The sequence below is a fragment of the Streptococcus gallinaceus genome (assembly GCF_024170225.1).
GTDB classification, from domain to species: domain Bacteria; phylum Bacillota; class Bacilli; order Lactobacillales; family Streptococcaceae; genus Streptococcus; species Streptococcus gallinaceus.
The window spans coordinates 261,340-277,763 of record NZ_JALJXU010000003.1; the positions used below are offsets into that span (position 1 = coordinate 261,340).

The following is a 16,424-nucleotide window of genomic DNA, read 5'->3' on the forward strand; positions in this document are numbered from 1 at the left end:
ATCCAACAGCCTGGCTTACGTATTATTTGATTTCTGTTGCGCCTAAGAACTCAAGTCCCTTGATAAAGTCTGTCGGAGACATGTTTTTCAATCCAGAAAACATTGGGCCGAAACTAGTGATTTTTGAAGCTGCATCAATGTCCAGTTGCTGCATATCCATGTCAAAAGCAATGACTGGTTGGTTTTGTTCGTTTAAATTAACCGTAGCCGTCATGCCCTGCACTCCTTCTGCTTCTTTGATACCTGGTGCTTCGCGTAGGATACGAAGATACTCTTCGCGGTTGGAATCATTGAGTGCTGCTGCTTGTTCAGCGGGAAGTGGCTGAGTTAAGGTCAACAGAAGGCGTTGGAACTGGGCCCCGTTATAGGTCACTTCGTAGACCTGAGTCTGTGTAACACCATTTGCTTGTAATTGGTACTGGTATTTTTTTGTCGTCTCACCATTCGCTTCAGACGAGCTCGCTGTTGTGCTAGACGATTGCTCTGTTTGACTGCTGCTGAATAATTTATTCTCAATTTTGGCAATGCTTGATGAGGGAGTTGTCAACTTTTTCTCAGATTTTTGTGCGCTACATGCCCCTAAAACCAAGACACTCGCTAGGGCAAGTAGATAGTATTTCTTTTTCATATATTCCTCCTAATGCGTGACTACAACCTCATTATATCAAAGATTGAAAGGCTTGTCATGGACTAGTCAGAAAACGGGCCGCCCAATCTCTGCCACCATCTGCTGCACTTCCTCTTCACTATCAGCAGTCAGCATATAAAGCACATCCCCTTGTAAGGCCGCAAAGGCTTCTGGCATGAGTTTGACAGCCTTAAGTTGCTGGGCAAATTTTTCACAAATCTCTTCGTGGCTATAATGGTACTGTGTCTGATTTCTCCGCGTCGTCGCAAGACAATAACGCGTTTCAAAAATCCGCTCCGCGACTGGCTCACCGGCAACAACCTGAGCGTAATCTCTGTACAAATCAATGGAATGCGCAAAATTATAGACATCCACAGTAAAGCCACCTGCTGGGCGGTTATTGTATTCTAATGCGATATAATCATCTGCAGTTCTGAAAAATTCGATGTGGAAAAAGCGCTCTTTCATGGCAAATGCTTGTATAATGGCTCGGCCGTAAGCTTGTAATTTTGGATCTATTTCTTTGACCACATAATAAGCATTGTCTTTTTGCTCTGTGATCAGGGTTAATGGCGTGTAGACGTAGTTAAAGCTCGTTTCAAATACGATATTGCCTTGGTGGTCAATCAAGCCGTCATAGGTGCAAAGTTGGTTAGAATTGACAAATTCTTCGAAGAAATAAGTAGTACTCTGATCCCATTCTGCCAAAAATCGTTCTAAATCTTCTTGATTACTCAATTTGTAGGTCGCCGCTGCTCCCACACCATTGTCGGGCTTGGCAATCATAGGAAAACCAATTTTCTTGACAGCACGTTGACTATCTTTGACAGAGCGAACGACAATTCCAAGAACAACTGGTGCACCTGCTTTTTGGAAATATTTTTTCATTTCTGATTTGAATTTTGTCTTTTTCAAATCACGTGGTTTGGCACCAAAAACATGAAATTGCTCCCGCAAGATAGCATCTTGTTCTAGCCAATATTCATTGTGAGATTCAATCCGGTCAATTGGACCGTGTTTGTAAAATAGAAAGGCAAGGGCGCGCTTGACTTCATCAATATCTTCTAGGTTTTCAACCCGAAAATACTCTGTCAAAGCTTGCTGCAAGTCAGAACCCAATTGTTCATAGGGTTCTTGACCAATTCCAAGAACAGTAATTCCCTCTTTTTGGGCTAATTCGATGGTAAATTGCTGGAAATTTTCTGGATAGTAAGGAGAAATAATAAGATAGTTCATCAGTTTTGTCCTTTCTGAGAAATCATAAAATGTGCTGGAGGAAATAAGGCATCTGACGGCGCCACCATTCCCAGTCATGGGCGACATCTCCACCCCACTCATCAAACCAAGCTGGAATTTGCTTGTGCTCGAAAGCCTCTTTCATTTTGTAAAAACTTGGAAGTCCATCTGCTTCCCAAGTTCCCTGACCCGTGCAGACAATAATATCCGATTGGCGATAACGGTCAATAAACCAGCCATCATTTTGTAGCCAAATGGCGTCTACTGGAGAATTTTGAAAGACAAGGTCATCTTGCCCATAATCCGCTTGCTGATTGAAAAAGCGCGCATCGTAAATGCCAGATAAGGCAATAACCTTATTAAAAACATCCGGATGCTGGAGAAAAATATTGAGCGCGTGATAGGCTCCCATAGAGCACCCTGTCGTCATCATGGAGTCAAACCAGCCTGTTAGATGCTTGATAAAAGGAATAGCCTCTTGAATCACATAATTTTCGTAAGCAGCATGCACCAAAGCACGGTCGTGAATGGACTTCCATTCAGCCAACCAGGACTCGCTATCAATACTAGTCAAGGTGAAAAATTGAACTCTTCCAGCTTCGATGAAATCTTTGCAGGCTTCAATCATTCCAAAATCCGCATATTCATCAATAGAACCACCTGATGACGGAAAGACAACAACTGGGACTCCCGCATGTCCATAGCGATTTAAAGTCATTTCTCGGCCGAGATTTCCTGACCAATGATGTAAATGTTCAAAATGCATCTATTTTCCTCCTACCACTTCTCACTTAAAAATCGGATACAAGCCGGCAAATACAGCGACCAAGCCTCTTCGTTATGAATCGCCCCTGAAATCACTTCTAGGGAAATATTATCCAAAGGAAGTCCTCCCGCAATCAAGCGACGATAATAAGAAAGGGATGAGTCGATGTAGGCCTGCTTGATATTTCCAGCCATCAGCGTCTTATCTGTATCATCCGCCTCCTCCGTTCCGACATAGATATAGACTCGTTGCTGGCTATCTAGCTCCATTCGCTCCATATAGCGGTCAAAAGCCTCTTGATGTAACCAATTGGCTGACGAGAAAACGCCCAAACAACCGATTTGGTCCTGATAGGCCAAACCCATAAACTGTGTGATGTTACCTCCCAGAGAAGAACCAATCATAGCGGTGTGCGCTTTGTCAGGCTTAGTCCGATAATGCTCGTCGATGAACGGTTTGACTACTTCCATAACAAAATCCGCATACTCTCTGCCCTGCCCTCCAAACTGCATGCCAGGAATAGTGGACTCCTGGTACTTCCAAGCTGAATATTCGTTCATTCGTTGGAAACCATCGTTATCAATTACAACGATAATCATAGGAGCAATGTCTGGATTCCGCTTCAGAGTCGGAATAATTTTCCAAGAATGTCCAGAAAAAGCTTCCTTGCTATAGAGGACATTTTGACCATCATGGAAATAAACAACCGGATAGTCTTGCTCGGTCTTCTGGTCATAATTTTTCGGTAACAGTACTCGTATGCGGCGCTTGGAATTGCTGTAGGGCACAGGCAATTCATGCGTTTTCATGTCAAGGTAAAAATAAGATTTGTTCATGGTCAGCTCATTTCTTTAATAGATATCTATATATTATGGCATATTATAACAAAAGTTGTCAGAATATTCAATAACTTTTGCAAAAAAGAAAACAAGCGATAAACGCCTGTTTTTTTAATAATTCAAATACGCTTCCAAATCTGTCAAGGCACGTTGAGCAATCGTCTCATAGCGCTCTTTCTTATCTCGGATACGTGGTCCTTCCAACTCTTTGATAATACCAAAGTTGACATTCATTGGCTGGAAGTGCTTGCTTTCAGTGTGAGTGATGTAGTGCGGTAATGAACCGATAGCAGTTGTCTGCGGGAAGACCACCTCTTCTTCTCCACGAAAACGACGAACTGCATTGATACCAGCTACAAGTCCGCTGGCAGCTGATTCTACGTAACCTTCCACACCAGTCATTTGACCTGCAAAGAAAAGATTTGGGTTCTTACGCGTCGCAAATGTTGGATTGAGGAGATTTGGTGAGTCCATGTATGAATTGCGATGCATAACGCCATAACGGACAAACTCTGCATTTTCAAGACCTGGAATCATTTGGAAAACACGCTTCTGCTCGCCCCATTTTAAGTGCGTTTGGAAACCAACGATATTGTAGAGCGAACCAGCAGCATTATCTTGGCGCAATTGCACAACCGCATAAGGAGTTTTGAACTCGCCATCACGTGGACCGTTGTAGTCTTCTGGATATTCCAAACCAACTGGTTTCATTGGACCGTACAACATAGTTTTGACACCACGCTTAGCCATGACCTCGATTGGCATACAACCTTCGAAATATTTCTCTTTTTCAAATGAATTCAGCGGAGCTTCCTCAGCATTGATAAGGGCTTCTTGGAAGGCTAAAAACTCCTCTTTCGTCATTGGGCAGTTGAGGTAAGCCGCTTCCCCCTTATCGTAACGAGACTTGAGGTAGACCTTATCCATATCAATCGTATTCACGTCAACAATAGGAGCTGCCGCATCGTAGAAATAAAATCCATCTCCACCATTGAGTTCGTGAATTTTCGCAGCCAAGCTATCGCTGGTCAATGGACCAGTCGCAATAACCGTTACAGCATCTTCTGGAATTTCCGTAATTTCACCGCGTACCACTTCAATCAGTGGGTGATTGTGCAATTCAGCAGTCACTGCTTCCGCGTATCCCTCGCGGTCAACAGCCATCGCCCCACCAGCAGGCACACGGTGTTCTTCACCGTTACGCATGATAATGGAGTCCAAACGACGCATTTCTTCTTTCAAGAGACCAACTGCATTTGTCAATGAATCTCCACGGAAAGAGTTGGAACAAACTAGCTCGGCAAAATTAGCTGTTTTGTGTTGTGGCGTTGGTTTGACCCCACGCATTTCGTAAAGCTTAACCTTGATGCCACGTTTAGCGATTTGGTAAGCTGCTTCGGAACCGGCCAAACCAGCTCCGACGACATTGATATAATCAACAGATTGAGACATGAAACTAATACCTCTTTGGGACAGAGTCCCTCAAATCTTTCTAAAATAGTTAACTTTAGTAGTATATCAAAAAAATCCCATTCAAGCGAATGGGAGAGTGTTTACTTTTCAGAAAGGGATTCAAAGAACTCTTGGGCGTCGACTACTTTGCCTAGATCTGCGATACTGGTCGTGGATTGGATTTTATCTCCTTTCATCCAAACCATGCCGATTATAGAGGATTTTCCCTTGACTTGCCCCTCAACCTCTGTCTCAATTGAAACTAAGATTTGATAAACTGCATCATATGAGCCATCTTCAGCAGCTTTTTGCGTAGTATCTTTGAAAATGCCTAGCTCTAGCAATTTTGTGCCACCTTGACTAGGTTTAAAACCTGTTAAAGTATCAGCTAGTGATACTAGCGTCGCCTTATCTTCTTCATTTGCTACGCCAGAGGTATTGAGACTAGCAAGCTCGGCAATGCGTTCTTGAGCCATTTCAGGTGTGAAATTCGTATAATCAAAGACTGACGTCAATTCTGCATAACGCTGCATTATTTTTGCTTGCACAACATCTGCTCCATTGAAAAGCACAGTTGTTTTTGCCAAAGAAGCATCTTGTTTTGGACTATAGGTGGTCTTCTTCTCACTTGATTTAGTAGAAGACGTGCTTGATTTTTCTATTTTTATAGTATGACTTTTTTCAGAATGCGCGCTACTGCTTCATATAATCCATCCTTTTGATGACGTGTGCTTTAGAGAGGGGATTCCCTCATCAACTACAATTAGTATTATAGCATATTTCCTATTGTTCTCGCAGAAAGGAAAATTTATAAAAACACCCCACCTCTTTGAAATTACAATAGTTTCAGAGAGGTGGGGTTTACATAATGTATTTTATGTTATTTCACTTTTTCTTCTTCATAGTCTCCATTTGGACAGATGACTTGCTTGCCACCGCCGCGGACCTTCTTTTCTACCAAATAATGGTCACATTTTGGACATGCGCGCCCAACTGGCTTATCCCAAGAAGTGAATTCACACTCTGGATAGCGGTCGCATCCGTAGAAAATGCGATTTCGCTTACTTTTACGCTCAATCACTTGGCCTTTTTGACAGTCAGGACAGACGACACCGATTTCCTTGGTAATTTGCTTGGTGTTGCGGCAATCTGGGAAATTGCTACATGCATAGAATTTTCCGAAACGGCCCAATTTGATGACCATAGAATGACCACACACGTCACAATCAAATCCAGCAGGCTCATCCTTGATTTGGATTTTTTCCATTTCCGTTTCAGCCTTGCTCAATTCAACTTGGAAAGGCTTGTAAAACTCGTCGATAACTTTCTGCCACTCTTCTTTACCAATCTCGACATCATCCAGCTTCTGCTCCATTTCGGCCGTAAAAGCGACGTTTACGATGTCTGGGAAGAACTCTACAATCAGCTTGTTGACAATTTCGCCAAGCTCTGTTGGCTCAAACCGTTTTGCTGCCAATTTTACGTAATAGCGTTTTTGGATGGTTTCGATAGTCGGAGCGTAAGTCGATGGACGTCCTACACCATTTTCCTCCAAAGTCTTAATCAAGGTCGCCTCAGAATAACGAGCAGGTGGCTGAGTAAAGTGCTGTTCAGGATTGGTCATCGAACGGACAACTGTATCGCCAATGGCCATATCTGGCAACATTTTATTCTTATCTGCATCGTTGTAAACCGCCATGTAACCATCGAATTTCACTTGGCTACCGTTGGCTGAGAATTGGACTCCATTTTGACCTAGAGCTACTTTCATCGTATCAAAGATTGCTGCTGTCATCTGACTTGCAACAAATCGATTCCAGATGAGAGTATAGAGTTTTAGTTGGTCTTTGTCCAAGTGACGGGCAATCGACTCAGGCGTCAGGAAGACATTTGATGGACGAATGGCTTCGTGGGCATCCTGTGCACCAGCCGCATTTTTGACACGGTTGCCGTGCTTAGAATACTTTTCACCAAAGCGATCCGTTATGAATTCGGCTGCTTGTGCTTGAGCAACTGGACTAATACGAGTAGAGTCTGTACGCATATAGGTAATCAGACCTTGTGTCCCGCCAGAACCAACATTAATCCCTTCATAGAGTTGCTGGGCTACCATCATGGTTTTTCGCGTACGGAAATTGATTTTATTAGCAGCATCCATCTGCATGGTTGAAGTCGTGTATGGCAGGGGAGCATTGCGTTTGCGTTCTTTCCGCTCCACTTGTTCTACAACAAAGTCATCGCCCTTAAGACGAGCCAATACTTCTTTGACCTGCTCATTATTTTCCAACTTCATCTTCTTGCCATCAAGGCCATAGAATAAAGCTTGGAACTTTTTCGTCCCTTTTTTGAAGGTCGCATCAATGGTCCAATATTCTTCTGGTTGGAACTGATTGATTTCATTTTCCCGGTCAATAATCAGCTTGAGGGCAACGGATTGCACCCGACCAGCTGACAGGCCTTTCTTGACCTTTTTCCAAAGAATAGGGGAGATTGAATACCCCACAATCCGGTCCAAGACACGGCGAGCTTGCTGGGCATCTACCAAGTCACGGTTAATGGCACGTGGTTCCTTGAAGGCATTTTTGACCGCATCTTTTGTAATCTCGTTGAAAACCACACGATTGGCATCTTTTTCATCCAAATCAAGGATGTGTGATAAATGCCAAGAAATCGCTTCTCCCTCACGGTCCGGGTCACTCGCCAGATAAACTTTTTTGGCATTCTTAGCTTCCTTTTTCAAGGAGTTAATGAGCGGACCTTTGCCACGAATATTGATATACTGCGGCTCGTAATTATTGTCAAAATCAATCGACATAGTTGATTTCTTCAAGTCACGAATATGACCAACTGAGGCCATTACCTTGTAATTTCTCCCCAGATATTTTTCAATTGTCTTGGCTTTGGCTGGAGACTCCACGATCACCAAGTTTTTCTTCGTAGTTGATTTTTTCTTACTAGCTGTTTTTGTAGCCATTTTTCTACCTTCAAATAAATTTAACTTCACAAAGAATAAACTATTTTTAGGTGTGTGTCAAGATTTTTATTTTTCTATAGGAAAACTTCATTTAAAAAGAATACTCAGAAAGAACGTCAAAACCTGTTGTAATACACTTTGCGCCTTCTTGGATTAAATGATGACAGCCGTCCGATTTTCCGTCCAAAATAGACCCCGGAATAGCAAATACTTCCCGCCCTTCTTCCAGAGCACGTTCGCAGGTAATCAAGCTCCCTGAGCGCATCTTGGCTTCTGCTACGACAATCCCTTGGCTGAGACCGGCGATAATCCGATTTCGCTCTGGAAAATGAAATTTCTTAGGCTCTGCCTGCGTCGGATATTCTGATAAAATCAAGTGATGCTTGGCAATATAATCCTGAAGTTCCCGATTTTCCTTGGGATAATAGACGTCCAACCCACACCCAATCACGGCAATGGTTTTTCCACCATTTTTCAAACTGGCAATATGGGCCGCTGTATCAATGCCACGAGCCAAGCCGCTAACAACTACGAAGCGATTCTGTAACTCTTGAACTATTTTTTTGACTGATGCAACACCTGTCTTGCTAGCATCACGCGCACCTACAATGGCTAACTTGGGCTGCTCAAGCAGTTCTAAATCTCCTTGATAAAAGAGCAAAACGGGTGGATTGTAAATTTCTTTTAACTCCATCGGATAGACATCATCCAAGATTGAAAATGACGGAAATTGATTAAATTCCTCTCGGCACTGCTGAACGTCCAAATTTTTATAACTCTCTATGAAAAGTATCGGATTCTTGCAGGCTGACACCACCGCCATATCTCGGACGCTAAGCTTCTTATCGGTCCTTTGTCGGTATTCTAAAATCTTGTGGATATTGAGATTAGTCAATCCAGCCTTTTTTAATTTAAATAATTCAAAATTGTTCATATTCTTCCTCCACCTAAACTATTCGAAAAAAATCCCGCATTTCTGCGAGATTTCTATTTATTTAGCATGGATTTGATTGGTTCAAATGTCTGACGATGAATGGGACTGACGCCCAATTTTTCCAGTCCTTCCAGATGAGACTTTGTCCCATAGCCAGCATTTTGCGCAAAATCATAACCTGGAAATTCTTTGTCATAGTCTGCCATCATCTGATCTCGTGTAACCTTAGCCACAATAGATGCAGCTGCGATAGAAAGGCTATTGGCATCTCCCTTGATGATGGATTGCTGAGCGATTGGAATGTCCAGTTTCATGGCATCAATCAGCAAGGCTTGGGGCTGCGGACTCAGCTGCGAAATGGCATCCAACATGGCTAATTTTGTAGCCTCGTAGATATTAACCTGATCAATGACCGTCTGGTCCTTAATCCCTATCTCAACTGCCAAAGCTTCTGCCATCACCTGTTCATAAATGAGCTGGTGCTTCTTCTTAGGAATCTTTTTGGAGTCATTTAACCCTTTAATTTTACAATTTTGAGGCAAAATAACCGCTGCAGCGACTACGGGACCCGCCAAGGGGCCACGACCAACCTCATCAATCCCCGCAATAAGCGTCACTCCATCTTGATAAAGTGCCTTTTCATAGCGCAGCATTTCATCGAGACGGATTTCCTCATCAAGTTCCGCTTGAATCTCTTTTTTCCGCTTGGTGATCGCCTTTTGAACACCAGCCCGGCTATCATCTGCAAACTGGTCAAATCGAGCATCATTCAAGTCTCTAGCCTCTGCTAAAATGGCTATAATTTCTTTAATCGTTTGCATCGGTTGCCACACGATCTAGGGTATAGAGTCCTAATTTTCCATCACGAATTTCCTTGACAAATAGCGTATAAAAACGGTCATAATCATCGCGGAAACCGAGTTTTTGAGTCATATCCATGATAATCTCGGGCGCCTCATCTTCAAGATTCATTTGTTTGAAACGCTCTTTGAGACGATTAGGGTAATAGGTTTTAAAATAATTTAGTCCAAAAATAGTGACCTCGTCCATTGGCAAAAGTTGGTCTTTAATAGCACCAGTTAAGGCAAGCTTCATGGCTACTTCTTGATCTTCGAATTTTGGCCATAAAATACCTGGCGTGTCCAAAATTTCCAAATCTTTGTTGGACTTCAACCACTGCTGTCCCTTAGTCACACCGGGTTTATTGCCGACAACAGCAATTTTTTTCCCAGCAAGGCGGTTCATCAGAGTGGATTTTCCTGCGTTTGGAATACCGATAATCATGGTGCGCAAGGTTTCAATTTGAATCCCGCGTTCGCGTTGACGAGCAATTTTATCAGCCATTAGCGACTTAGCGGCATCCGTAACTTTCTTGACAGTGGACTGCTCTTTTGAGTTGATGCAGAGAGTTTTTACACCCTGTTTTTCATAAAATTGTTGCCATTCTTTTGTGAGAATGGGGTCCGCCAAATCAGATTTATTCAAAATCATAAGCTTGGGCTTGTCCCCAACAATTTTCGTCAACATTGGATTTTGACTAGAAAGAGGCAGACGAGCATCTACCAAAATCGTCACAAAATCCACAAATTTAATATTTTCTTGTACTTGGCGCCGGGCCTTCGACATGTGCCCTGGAAACCATTGAATAATAGCCATGTGTGTATAATTCCTTTCGTATCAAGGGTTTGACGGTGGTAAACTTGTCTAAATTCTATCAGGTCACCAAAAAGTCACCAAATTTAGACTGATTTTACCAAACCATTTCATACCCAATAATTTTTTGCTTTCCTTCTCGAATACATTTAATATCAAAATTTGAATGATATTTCTTAATATCTTTTAATAACTTTGGTAGGATATTAACATTAATATGCCTTGGAAGATAACTTTCTTTAATTCCAATTATATTTCGGAATTCGTCTAAATTTAAATTTGATTTTCTGCTTTCATATCGGAATTCGTCTAAATTTAAATTTGATTTTCTGCTTTCATAGTGGTTTTCAATCCAATCGTTTATTGGTTGAGAATACTTACAGGACCAAGACTTTAAAGCAGTGAACGAAATTTGATTTTTATCAATAAAATTATTTAATGCATTCACTGCTTTTTCTTGAGAGTTAGTTTGTCTATGAGTATAGCCGATTGTAGTTTCATAATTAGCATGACCTACACGCTCCATAATATCTCTCATAGCTAAATCAGTACCTTCACTTTGCAGAATAGAAAAATTGATAATGTCTATTATACCACGATTTTCTTTATTTTACCGCCCTTTGTTTCCATCTTAAGAACTCTTCAAATCCTTCTAAATTAATAAAGACTAATTTATAAGTTGGATTGATTACATGTTCTTTAAACTGTTTACTTTCTCTCATTTCACTTAACCATCTATTCAAAGTATATTGATTTAATCCTTCCCATCTTCTCATTAGTGCTTTTTTATCTGCCCATTCAGCGATACTATTTTCAACAGATACAAACTTTATTTTCATATTTACTTCTTTCTCTTATATTTTTATCCATTGTGGGTATGACTGGTTATATCACTCATGGGAATTTCACCCGCTGTCCTTTTACGCTGGCAGCCTAAACGGTCAGAAGTATCATTATCATTATTTGTGTCATGGCAGATAGGTTACCATCCTATTTTTGAATAAATGATTTTCGCTCATTTCCTGGCGCATTACATTTTATTGCTCAACAAATAAATAAAGTCCCACCTAGAATTATTCAATTGTCAACGAACAAATCAGGAGGGACTATTTTATATTATTCTTTATTCGGTGGGGAAAGTCAGTTTGCCCCAACAAATAATCAGTACTGACATCATATAGATTTGAAAGTTTTATTATCACATCTGCCGATAAAATACGTTCCCCTCGCTCAATTTTTGCATAAGCAGAGTGGGTAAACGAAAGTTTTTCGGCAACGTATTTTTGAGTGAAATCATTGTCTTCTCTCAAATCCCTTATACGTTGGTACATATAGCTTTCTCCTAAGAAAAGTATAGAGGTTAACTAGGAGAAACTTGATATATTGTTCTAATAAATAAAACTCCCAAACCGTTCATTTCTTTACAAATTAGACGGTTTGAGAGTAGCTTCATTATCTGAATTTTAAGTTTAATCTATGTCGATAATAATATCAAAATGTTTTTTATCAACTTCTTTTGGAGCGACGTAACTAATATTTCGTTTGGCATTGAATATGTCAGATTCTTCTAGTGATGTAGAGAGTCCGCTCCAAGGCTCTAGTGCGATAAAGGGACTCTGATTTGTAGTTGACCAAATCACTAAATATGGAAAATCATCAAATGCAATCGAAAGTTTTTTCTGATGATTTTTGGATTTCAAGGTTACCTTTCGAGATGCTAATTGATCCAATGTTATGGCATCATGCTCAAAGAGTTGATAGGACAAGTTCAAGGTCTTTTGATTTTCCAAGAATGGCCGGCGATCTCGCAGATCAAGTAAGCCAGTTTCTGGAAAACTTCTAGGTACTGTACAAGATTCTACTTTTTCAAATTCTAAATAATAGTCTTCATAACTCTCACCATCCAACAAGGGACAATTAAAACCTGGATGACCCCCAATAAAGTAAGGTAGCTTTCTATGTCCATCAAGATTTTTCACACGATATTCAGTCCGAATTGTATTGCCATGTAGTGAGTAGTTAATGGAAAGTTCAAATTCAAATGGGTAATTTTTTACGGTTTCCTCATTTGATGAAATAGAAAATTCCAAAGAATTTTCAGTTCTTCTTACATTTTTGAACATCATTTTTCGTACAAGTCCATGCCTTGGAATTGTGCCTGTAAATGTCGGTCTTTCTGCAGGTTCATAGATAGCCCAATCATTTCGTAAACTTCCACAAATCGGAAATAGAACTGGTGCTTGACCACTCCAATAGGTCGGATCTCCTTGCCAAAGATACTCGACACCAGATGAAATAACCTTTAACATTGGCACCATCTGATATAGCATCCGAAATCACTTCTAAATGCTTTTTCACATAATCAATTCGACTATCGTCACAAACTGTGCCATCTACAAATTCATCTTTATAGCCTAGACCATTTTCAGTGATGTAGATTTTCTTATAGTTTGGATAGTCATTTTTCACACGCATAATTTGGTCATAAAGACCTTGTGGATAGATAATCCAATCCCAGTCCGTTTTTGGAATATCAACTGGGGACTCTCTACGACTAACTCCTTTGATTTGATACTTAGAACTTCCCTTTTCACCTTTACCATTATGGATAATTTCAGTTTCTCCATCATGAGCTCTCATCCAATCACTCATATAGTAATTGATGCCCAAGAAGTCGTTCAAATCTTTTGCAGCATCTAAGGCAGCAAAGTCTTCATCACGAAGGTCTAATTCCCCACCATTTACTTTCAGAATATGGCGAACACCTTCAAGTGTTTTTTCAGAATAGTAACCCAAGTATGTAGCATCTAGGATAAATTTATTGTGAATAATATCTTCGAGTTCCGCTGCACGGACATCGTCAGGATTGGTTGGATCATAAGGATATTTCGTCGGCAGTGCATGTACAACCCCAATTTCTCCGCTATAACCAGCATCCTTGTAGAGCTTAACTGCCTTAGCATGTGAAACCATCATATTGTGATGAGATTGGAATACTTTAGAAAGATCATATTGAATCCCTGGTGAGAACTTCCCAACAAGATACTGATCGTCACCAATTGGACCGATTTCATTAAAGGTTGTCCAGTAATTAACTTCAGGGAATTCTTTGAAGCAAAATGCTGCGTAATTGACAAAGTGTTCAATGTTATCTCGATTTAGAAAATCACCATTAGAATGGAGTGTTTCTGGAGTATCAAAATGGTGAAGCGTTACAAATGGTTCTACGTGACGTTTATGACATTCCGCAAATAATTTATGGTAAAACTCTACTCCCTTTGGATTCACTTCTCCAAAGCCTGTTGGGAAGATACGAGACCACGCAATTGAAATACGAATGCCGTTTACCCCAAATTGTTCACTTAGTTCTAAATCAACTGGGTAACGATTATAAAAATCAGAAGCTGGTTCCGCAGTGTACCAGTAATTATCTTCCAGATACTTATCCCATGCAACACGACCTTTTCCATCTGACTTTGTGGCACCCTCTGCTTGATATGCAGCAGTTGCTCCACCAAATATAAAATCTTTCGGTAATGTTTTAACCATATGCCTACCTTCTTCTATCAAAAATAAATAAAGGGGTAGGAGTTGGAGATTATAACTCCCTCCCCCTTTGATTAAAACTGTTGTTTGACAAAGTCAAGTGCACCCTGACCATCACGTGTGAGCTTAATGTATTGAGCCCCTTCAGTTTTGGCAAGTTTAATGCCCAATGCATCAGTTTCTTGTTTAATGTCATCGTAGTTCGATGCTACTTGAGGTGCAAGGATGACTAATTGATACTCAGGCAAAATTTCACGGTGAGCACCATAGCTTCCTGCTGTCGCTGTGACTGGAACACCGTATTCTTTTGCAGCTTTAGTTAAAGCGTTGGCAAGCAATCCACTTGTACCGCCTCCTGCACAAAGTACCAGAACGTTGGTTTGTTCAGAAATTTCGGTATCAACTGCAGCTTTTTCAAGAATAGCATCTGCTTTGGCAGTATTGAAGTTAGCTGCCACTTTCTCTTTCAAGCTATTTTCTACTTTATCTGATTGACAAGAAAGTGATGATTACATGTTTTGGTCATAAATAGTCCTTCTTTTCTTTTTTCCGTAGCAACAAACTGTCACTCTTTATTAGATACGAGGGCGTTAAGCGAGCACGACAAAAATAGGAGTTTTGACGAAGAACTTTCCGTTCTAGGAGAAACTCTCTTTTTTGTACAGCTCGTAGCCCAAGTTCAATACCATCATAAAAAAGAAGGTTTGATTTTGTTATCACATTAAGTTCGGGGAAAAGAAAATGTTGCTTTTACACTACAAATGTTGTAAAATTGTAGTGTAAAAGCAACATAGAAAGGAGTAAGCATGTCAAAAAAAGAGATTCTACTTGAATTTATAGAAAACCACAATGGCATTATCACCTATAAAGATTGTAAAGCTCTAAATATTCCAACAATATATTTGACAAGACTAGAAAAAGAAGGAATTCTATACCGCATCGAAAAAGGAATTTTTCTAACCCAGAATGGAGACTACGACGAATACTTCTTCTTTCAGTACCGATATCCCAAGGCTGTTTTCTCTTATATCTCAGCACTTTATCTGCAACAATTTACAGATGAAATTCCTCAATATTTTGACGTAACCATTCCTAGAGGTTACCGTTTTAATACTCCTCCAGCTAATCTGAACATTCATTCCGTTTCTAAGGAATATAGCGAACTAGGAACTACTCTTGTAAAAACCCCTATGGGAAACGAGGTAAGAGTCCATGATTTCGAACGTATTATCTGTGATTTTGTGATTCATCGAGAAAAAATAGATACTGAGCTTTTTATCAAAACACTTCAACATTATGGAAACTATCCTAAAAAAAATCTTACAAAACTCTATGAATATGCGACAAAAATGAACACCTTGGACAAGGTCAAACAAACTCTGGAGGTCCTAGTATGAATAAAGCTAAGCTAACAGCACTCTGTCATAAAATATCAAAGAATACTGGATTAACCTTTAATTCCGTGATGACCTATTACTTTCTAGAAGTGATTTTGAAAAAATTAAGTCAAAGTAGCTATTCAAATCACTATATCTTCAAAGGAGGATTCCTACTGTCAAATGTTATTGGAGTTGAATCTCGTAGCACAGTTGATATTGATTTTTTGTTCCATCAAATGACACTTTCAGAAGATACTGTGAAGCAGCAACTCAAGGAAATTTTAGCAGATTCAGAAGAAGGTATTTCTTTTGTGATTCAATCCATCACAGCTATTAAAGAAAGTGATGACTATGGTGGCTATCGAGCAACCATTTTGTGCCAACTTGAGAATATTAAACAAGTTATCCATTTGGATATTGCGACAGGTGATGTTGTAACTCCTCAGCCGATTACATACGACTATAAAGCTATTTTTGATGAAGATAATTTTCCAATCATTGCTTATACAATTGAAACAATCCTAGCTGAGAAACTTCAAACCATCTATTCACGTAACTTCTTGAACAGCAGAAGCAAAGATTTTTACGATGTTTATATACTTTCAAAACTGAAGAAAGAAGACATTGACTTCATTCAGTTGAAAAATGCCTGTCAGAGAACATTTTCATATCGCGAAACAGAGCTCGATTTTGAAAAGATTATTGACCTACTCGAGAGTTTCAAATCTGACCCTATTCAGAATAAACAATGGCAAAATTATTCGAAAAAATATAGCTATACAAAGGGGATTTCCCTTGCAGATGTTCTTGATGAGATGATTCGTCTCATAACAGTTCTCATTTCTATAAATTCTGATTAATCGTGACCAAAAAATTAAAAAGGATATGCTAACATTTATACATTTTGTTAGCATATCCTTTTTTATTTCGTCGTATAAGCAAAACTCAAGCTACTATCCACTCCAGATAATTTACGGAAGGTGTAGTTTGGATTGCCATTGTAGTTGGTTTCGGAGA

16 protein-coding genes and 3 pseudogenes are annotated in these 16,424 nt (G+C 40.0%); 2 read left to right on the top strand and 17 right to left on the bottom strand.

Annotation, left to right across the window (positions count from 1 at the left end):
• Positions 1–22: 22 nt before the first annotated feature.
• From J2T50_RS05425 to J2T50_RS05500, 16 genes and pseudogenes are all read right to left on the bottom strand, one after another.
• Positions 23–628: an SP0191 family lipoprotein gene (locus J2T50_RS05425; RefSeq protein WP_253364476.1), complete on the bottom strand. Its 606-nt coding sequence runs from the start codon at positions 626–628 to the stop codon at positions 23–25.
• A gap of 66 nt (positions 629–694) precedes the next feature.
• Entirely contained in the window at positions 695–1,864 is a 1,170-nt protein-coding gene (locus J2T50_RS05430; RefSeq protein ID WP_253364478.1) for an ATP-grasp domain-containing protein, read from the bottom strand.
• Positions 1,865–1,886: 22 nt separating this feature from the next.
• Positions 1,887–2,630: an esterase family protein gene (locus J2T50_RS05435; RefSeq protein WP_253364480.1), complete on the bottom strand. Its 744-nt coding sequence runs from the start codon at positions 2,628–2,630 to the stop codon at positions 1,887–1,889.
• 11 nt (positions 2,631–2,641) lie between these two features.
• Positions 2,642–3,466 (bottom strand): alpha/beta hydrolase, encoded by an 825-nt coding sequence (locus J2T50_RS05440; protein WP_253364482.1) that lies wholly within the window; start codon positions 3,464–3,466, stop codon positions 2,642–2,644.
• Positions 3,467–3,580: 114 nt separating this feature from the next.
• Positions 3,581–4,921: a methylenetetrahydrofolate--tRNA-(uracil(54)-C(5))-methyltransferase (FADH(2)-oxidizing) TrmFO gene (gene trmFO, locus J2T50_RS05445; protein WP_253364484.1), complete on the bottom strand. Its 1,341-nt coding sequence runs from the start codon at positions 4,919–4,921 to the stop codon at positions 3,581–3,583.
• A 101-nt stretch (positions 4,922–5,022) separates the two neighbouring features.
• Complete coding sequence (locus J2T50_RS05450) at positions 5,023–5,508, bottom strand: hypothetical protein (protein ID WP_253364486.1); 486 nt, start codon at positions 5,506–5,508, stop codon at positions 5,023–5,025.
• Between the two features lie 293 nt (positions 5,509–5,801).
• Positions 5,802–7,895 (bottom strand): type I DNA topoisomerase, encoded by a 2,094-nt coding sequence (gene topA / locus J2T50_RS05455; protein ID WP_253364488.1) that lies wholly within the window; start codon positions 7,893–7,895, stop codon positions 5,802–5,804.
• 91 nt (positions 7,896–7,986) lie between these two features.
• Positions 7,987–8,829, bottom strand: a complete 843-nt coding sequence (gene dprA, locus J2T50_RS05460; RefSeq protein ID WP_253364490.1) for a DNA-processing protein DprA — start codon at positions 8,827–8,829, stop codon at positions 7,987–7,989.
• A gap of 53 nt (positions 8,830–8,882) precedes the next feature.
• Positions 8,883–9,650, bottom strand: a complete 768-nt coding sequence (rnhB, locus tag J2T50_RS05465; protein ID WP_253364492.1) for a ribonuclease HII — start codon at positions 9,648–9,650, stop codon at positions 8,883–8,885.
• Complete coding sequence (gene ylqF, locus J2T50_RS05470) at positions 9,637–10,485, bottom strand: ribosome biogenesis GTPase YlqF (RefSeq protein WP_253364494.1); 849 nt, start codon at positions 10,483–10,485, stop codon at positions 9,637–9,639. Before ylqF ends, rnhB begins: the two co-directional genes overlap by 14 nt.
• 94 nt (positions 10,486–10,579) lie before the next feature.
• Positions 10,580–11,020: a hypothetical protein gene (locus tag J2T50_RS05475; protein WP_253364496.1), complete on the bottom strand. Its 441-nt coding sequence runs from the start codon at positions 11,018–11,020 to the stop codon at positions 10,580–10,582.
• Positions 11,021–11,087: 67 nt separating this feature from the next.
• Positions 11,088–11,321 carry a DNA-binding protein gene (locus J2T50_RS05480; RefSeq protein WP_253364499.1) on the bottom strand — a complete coding sequence of 78 codons (234 nt, stop codon included), beginning with the start codon at positions 11,319–11,321 and terminating at the stop codon, positions 11,088–11,090.
• Between the two features lie 267 nt (positions 11,322–11,588).
• Entirely contained in the window at positions 11,589–11,813 is a 225-nt protein-coding gene (locus tag J2T50_RS05485) for a helix-turn-helix domain-containing protein (RefSeq protein ID WP_253364501.1), read from the bottom strand.
• A gap of 138 nt (positions 11,814–11,951) precedes the next feature.
• Entirely contained in the window at positions 11,952–12,791 is an 840-nt protein-coding gene (locus J2T50_RS05490; RefSeq protein ID WP_253364503.1) for an aldose 1-epimerase family protein, read from the bottom strand.
• Positions 12,721–14,031 (bottom strand): annotated as a pseudogene (gene lacG, locus J2T50_RS05495) (6-phospho-beta-galactosidase); the annotation flags it as partial. The pseudogene lacG and the gene J2T50_RS05490, both read right to left, overlap by 71 nt.
• 71 nt (positions 14,032–14,102) lie before the next feature.
• Positions 14,103–14,504 (bottom strand): annotated as a pseudogene (locus tag J2T50_RS05500) (lactose/cellobiose PTS transporter subunit IIB); the annotation flags it as partial.
• 330 nt (positions 14,505–14,834) lie between these two features.
• Between J2T50_RS05500 and J2T50_RS05505 the strand changes: the two are divergent.
• Both J2T50_RS05505 and J2T50_RS05510 read left to right on the top strand, forming a co-directional pair.
• Entirely contained in the window at positions 14,835–15,425 is a 591-nt protein-coding gene (locus tag J2T50_RS05505) for a type IV toxin-antitoxin system AbiEi family antitoxin domain-containing protein (protein WP_253364505.1), read from the top strand.
• Positions 15,422–16,267, top strand: a complete 846-nt coding sequence (locus J2T50_RS05510; RefSeq protein ID WP_253364508.1) for a nucleotidyl transferase AbiEii/AbiGii toxin family protein — start codon at positions 15,422–15,424, stop codon at positions 16,265–16,267. The genes J2T50_RS05505 and J2T50_RS05510 overlap by 4 nt, the downstream gene beginning before the upstream one ends.
• 62 nt (positions 16,268–16,329) lie before the next feature.
• On the opposite strand, the pseudogene J2T50_RS10595 reads toward J2T50_RS05510, so the two are convergent.
• Positions 16,330–16,424: pseudogene (locus J2T50_RS10595) on the bottom strand (CHAP domain-containing protein); the annotation flags it as partial.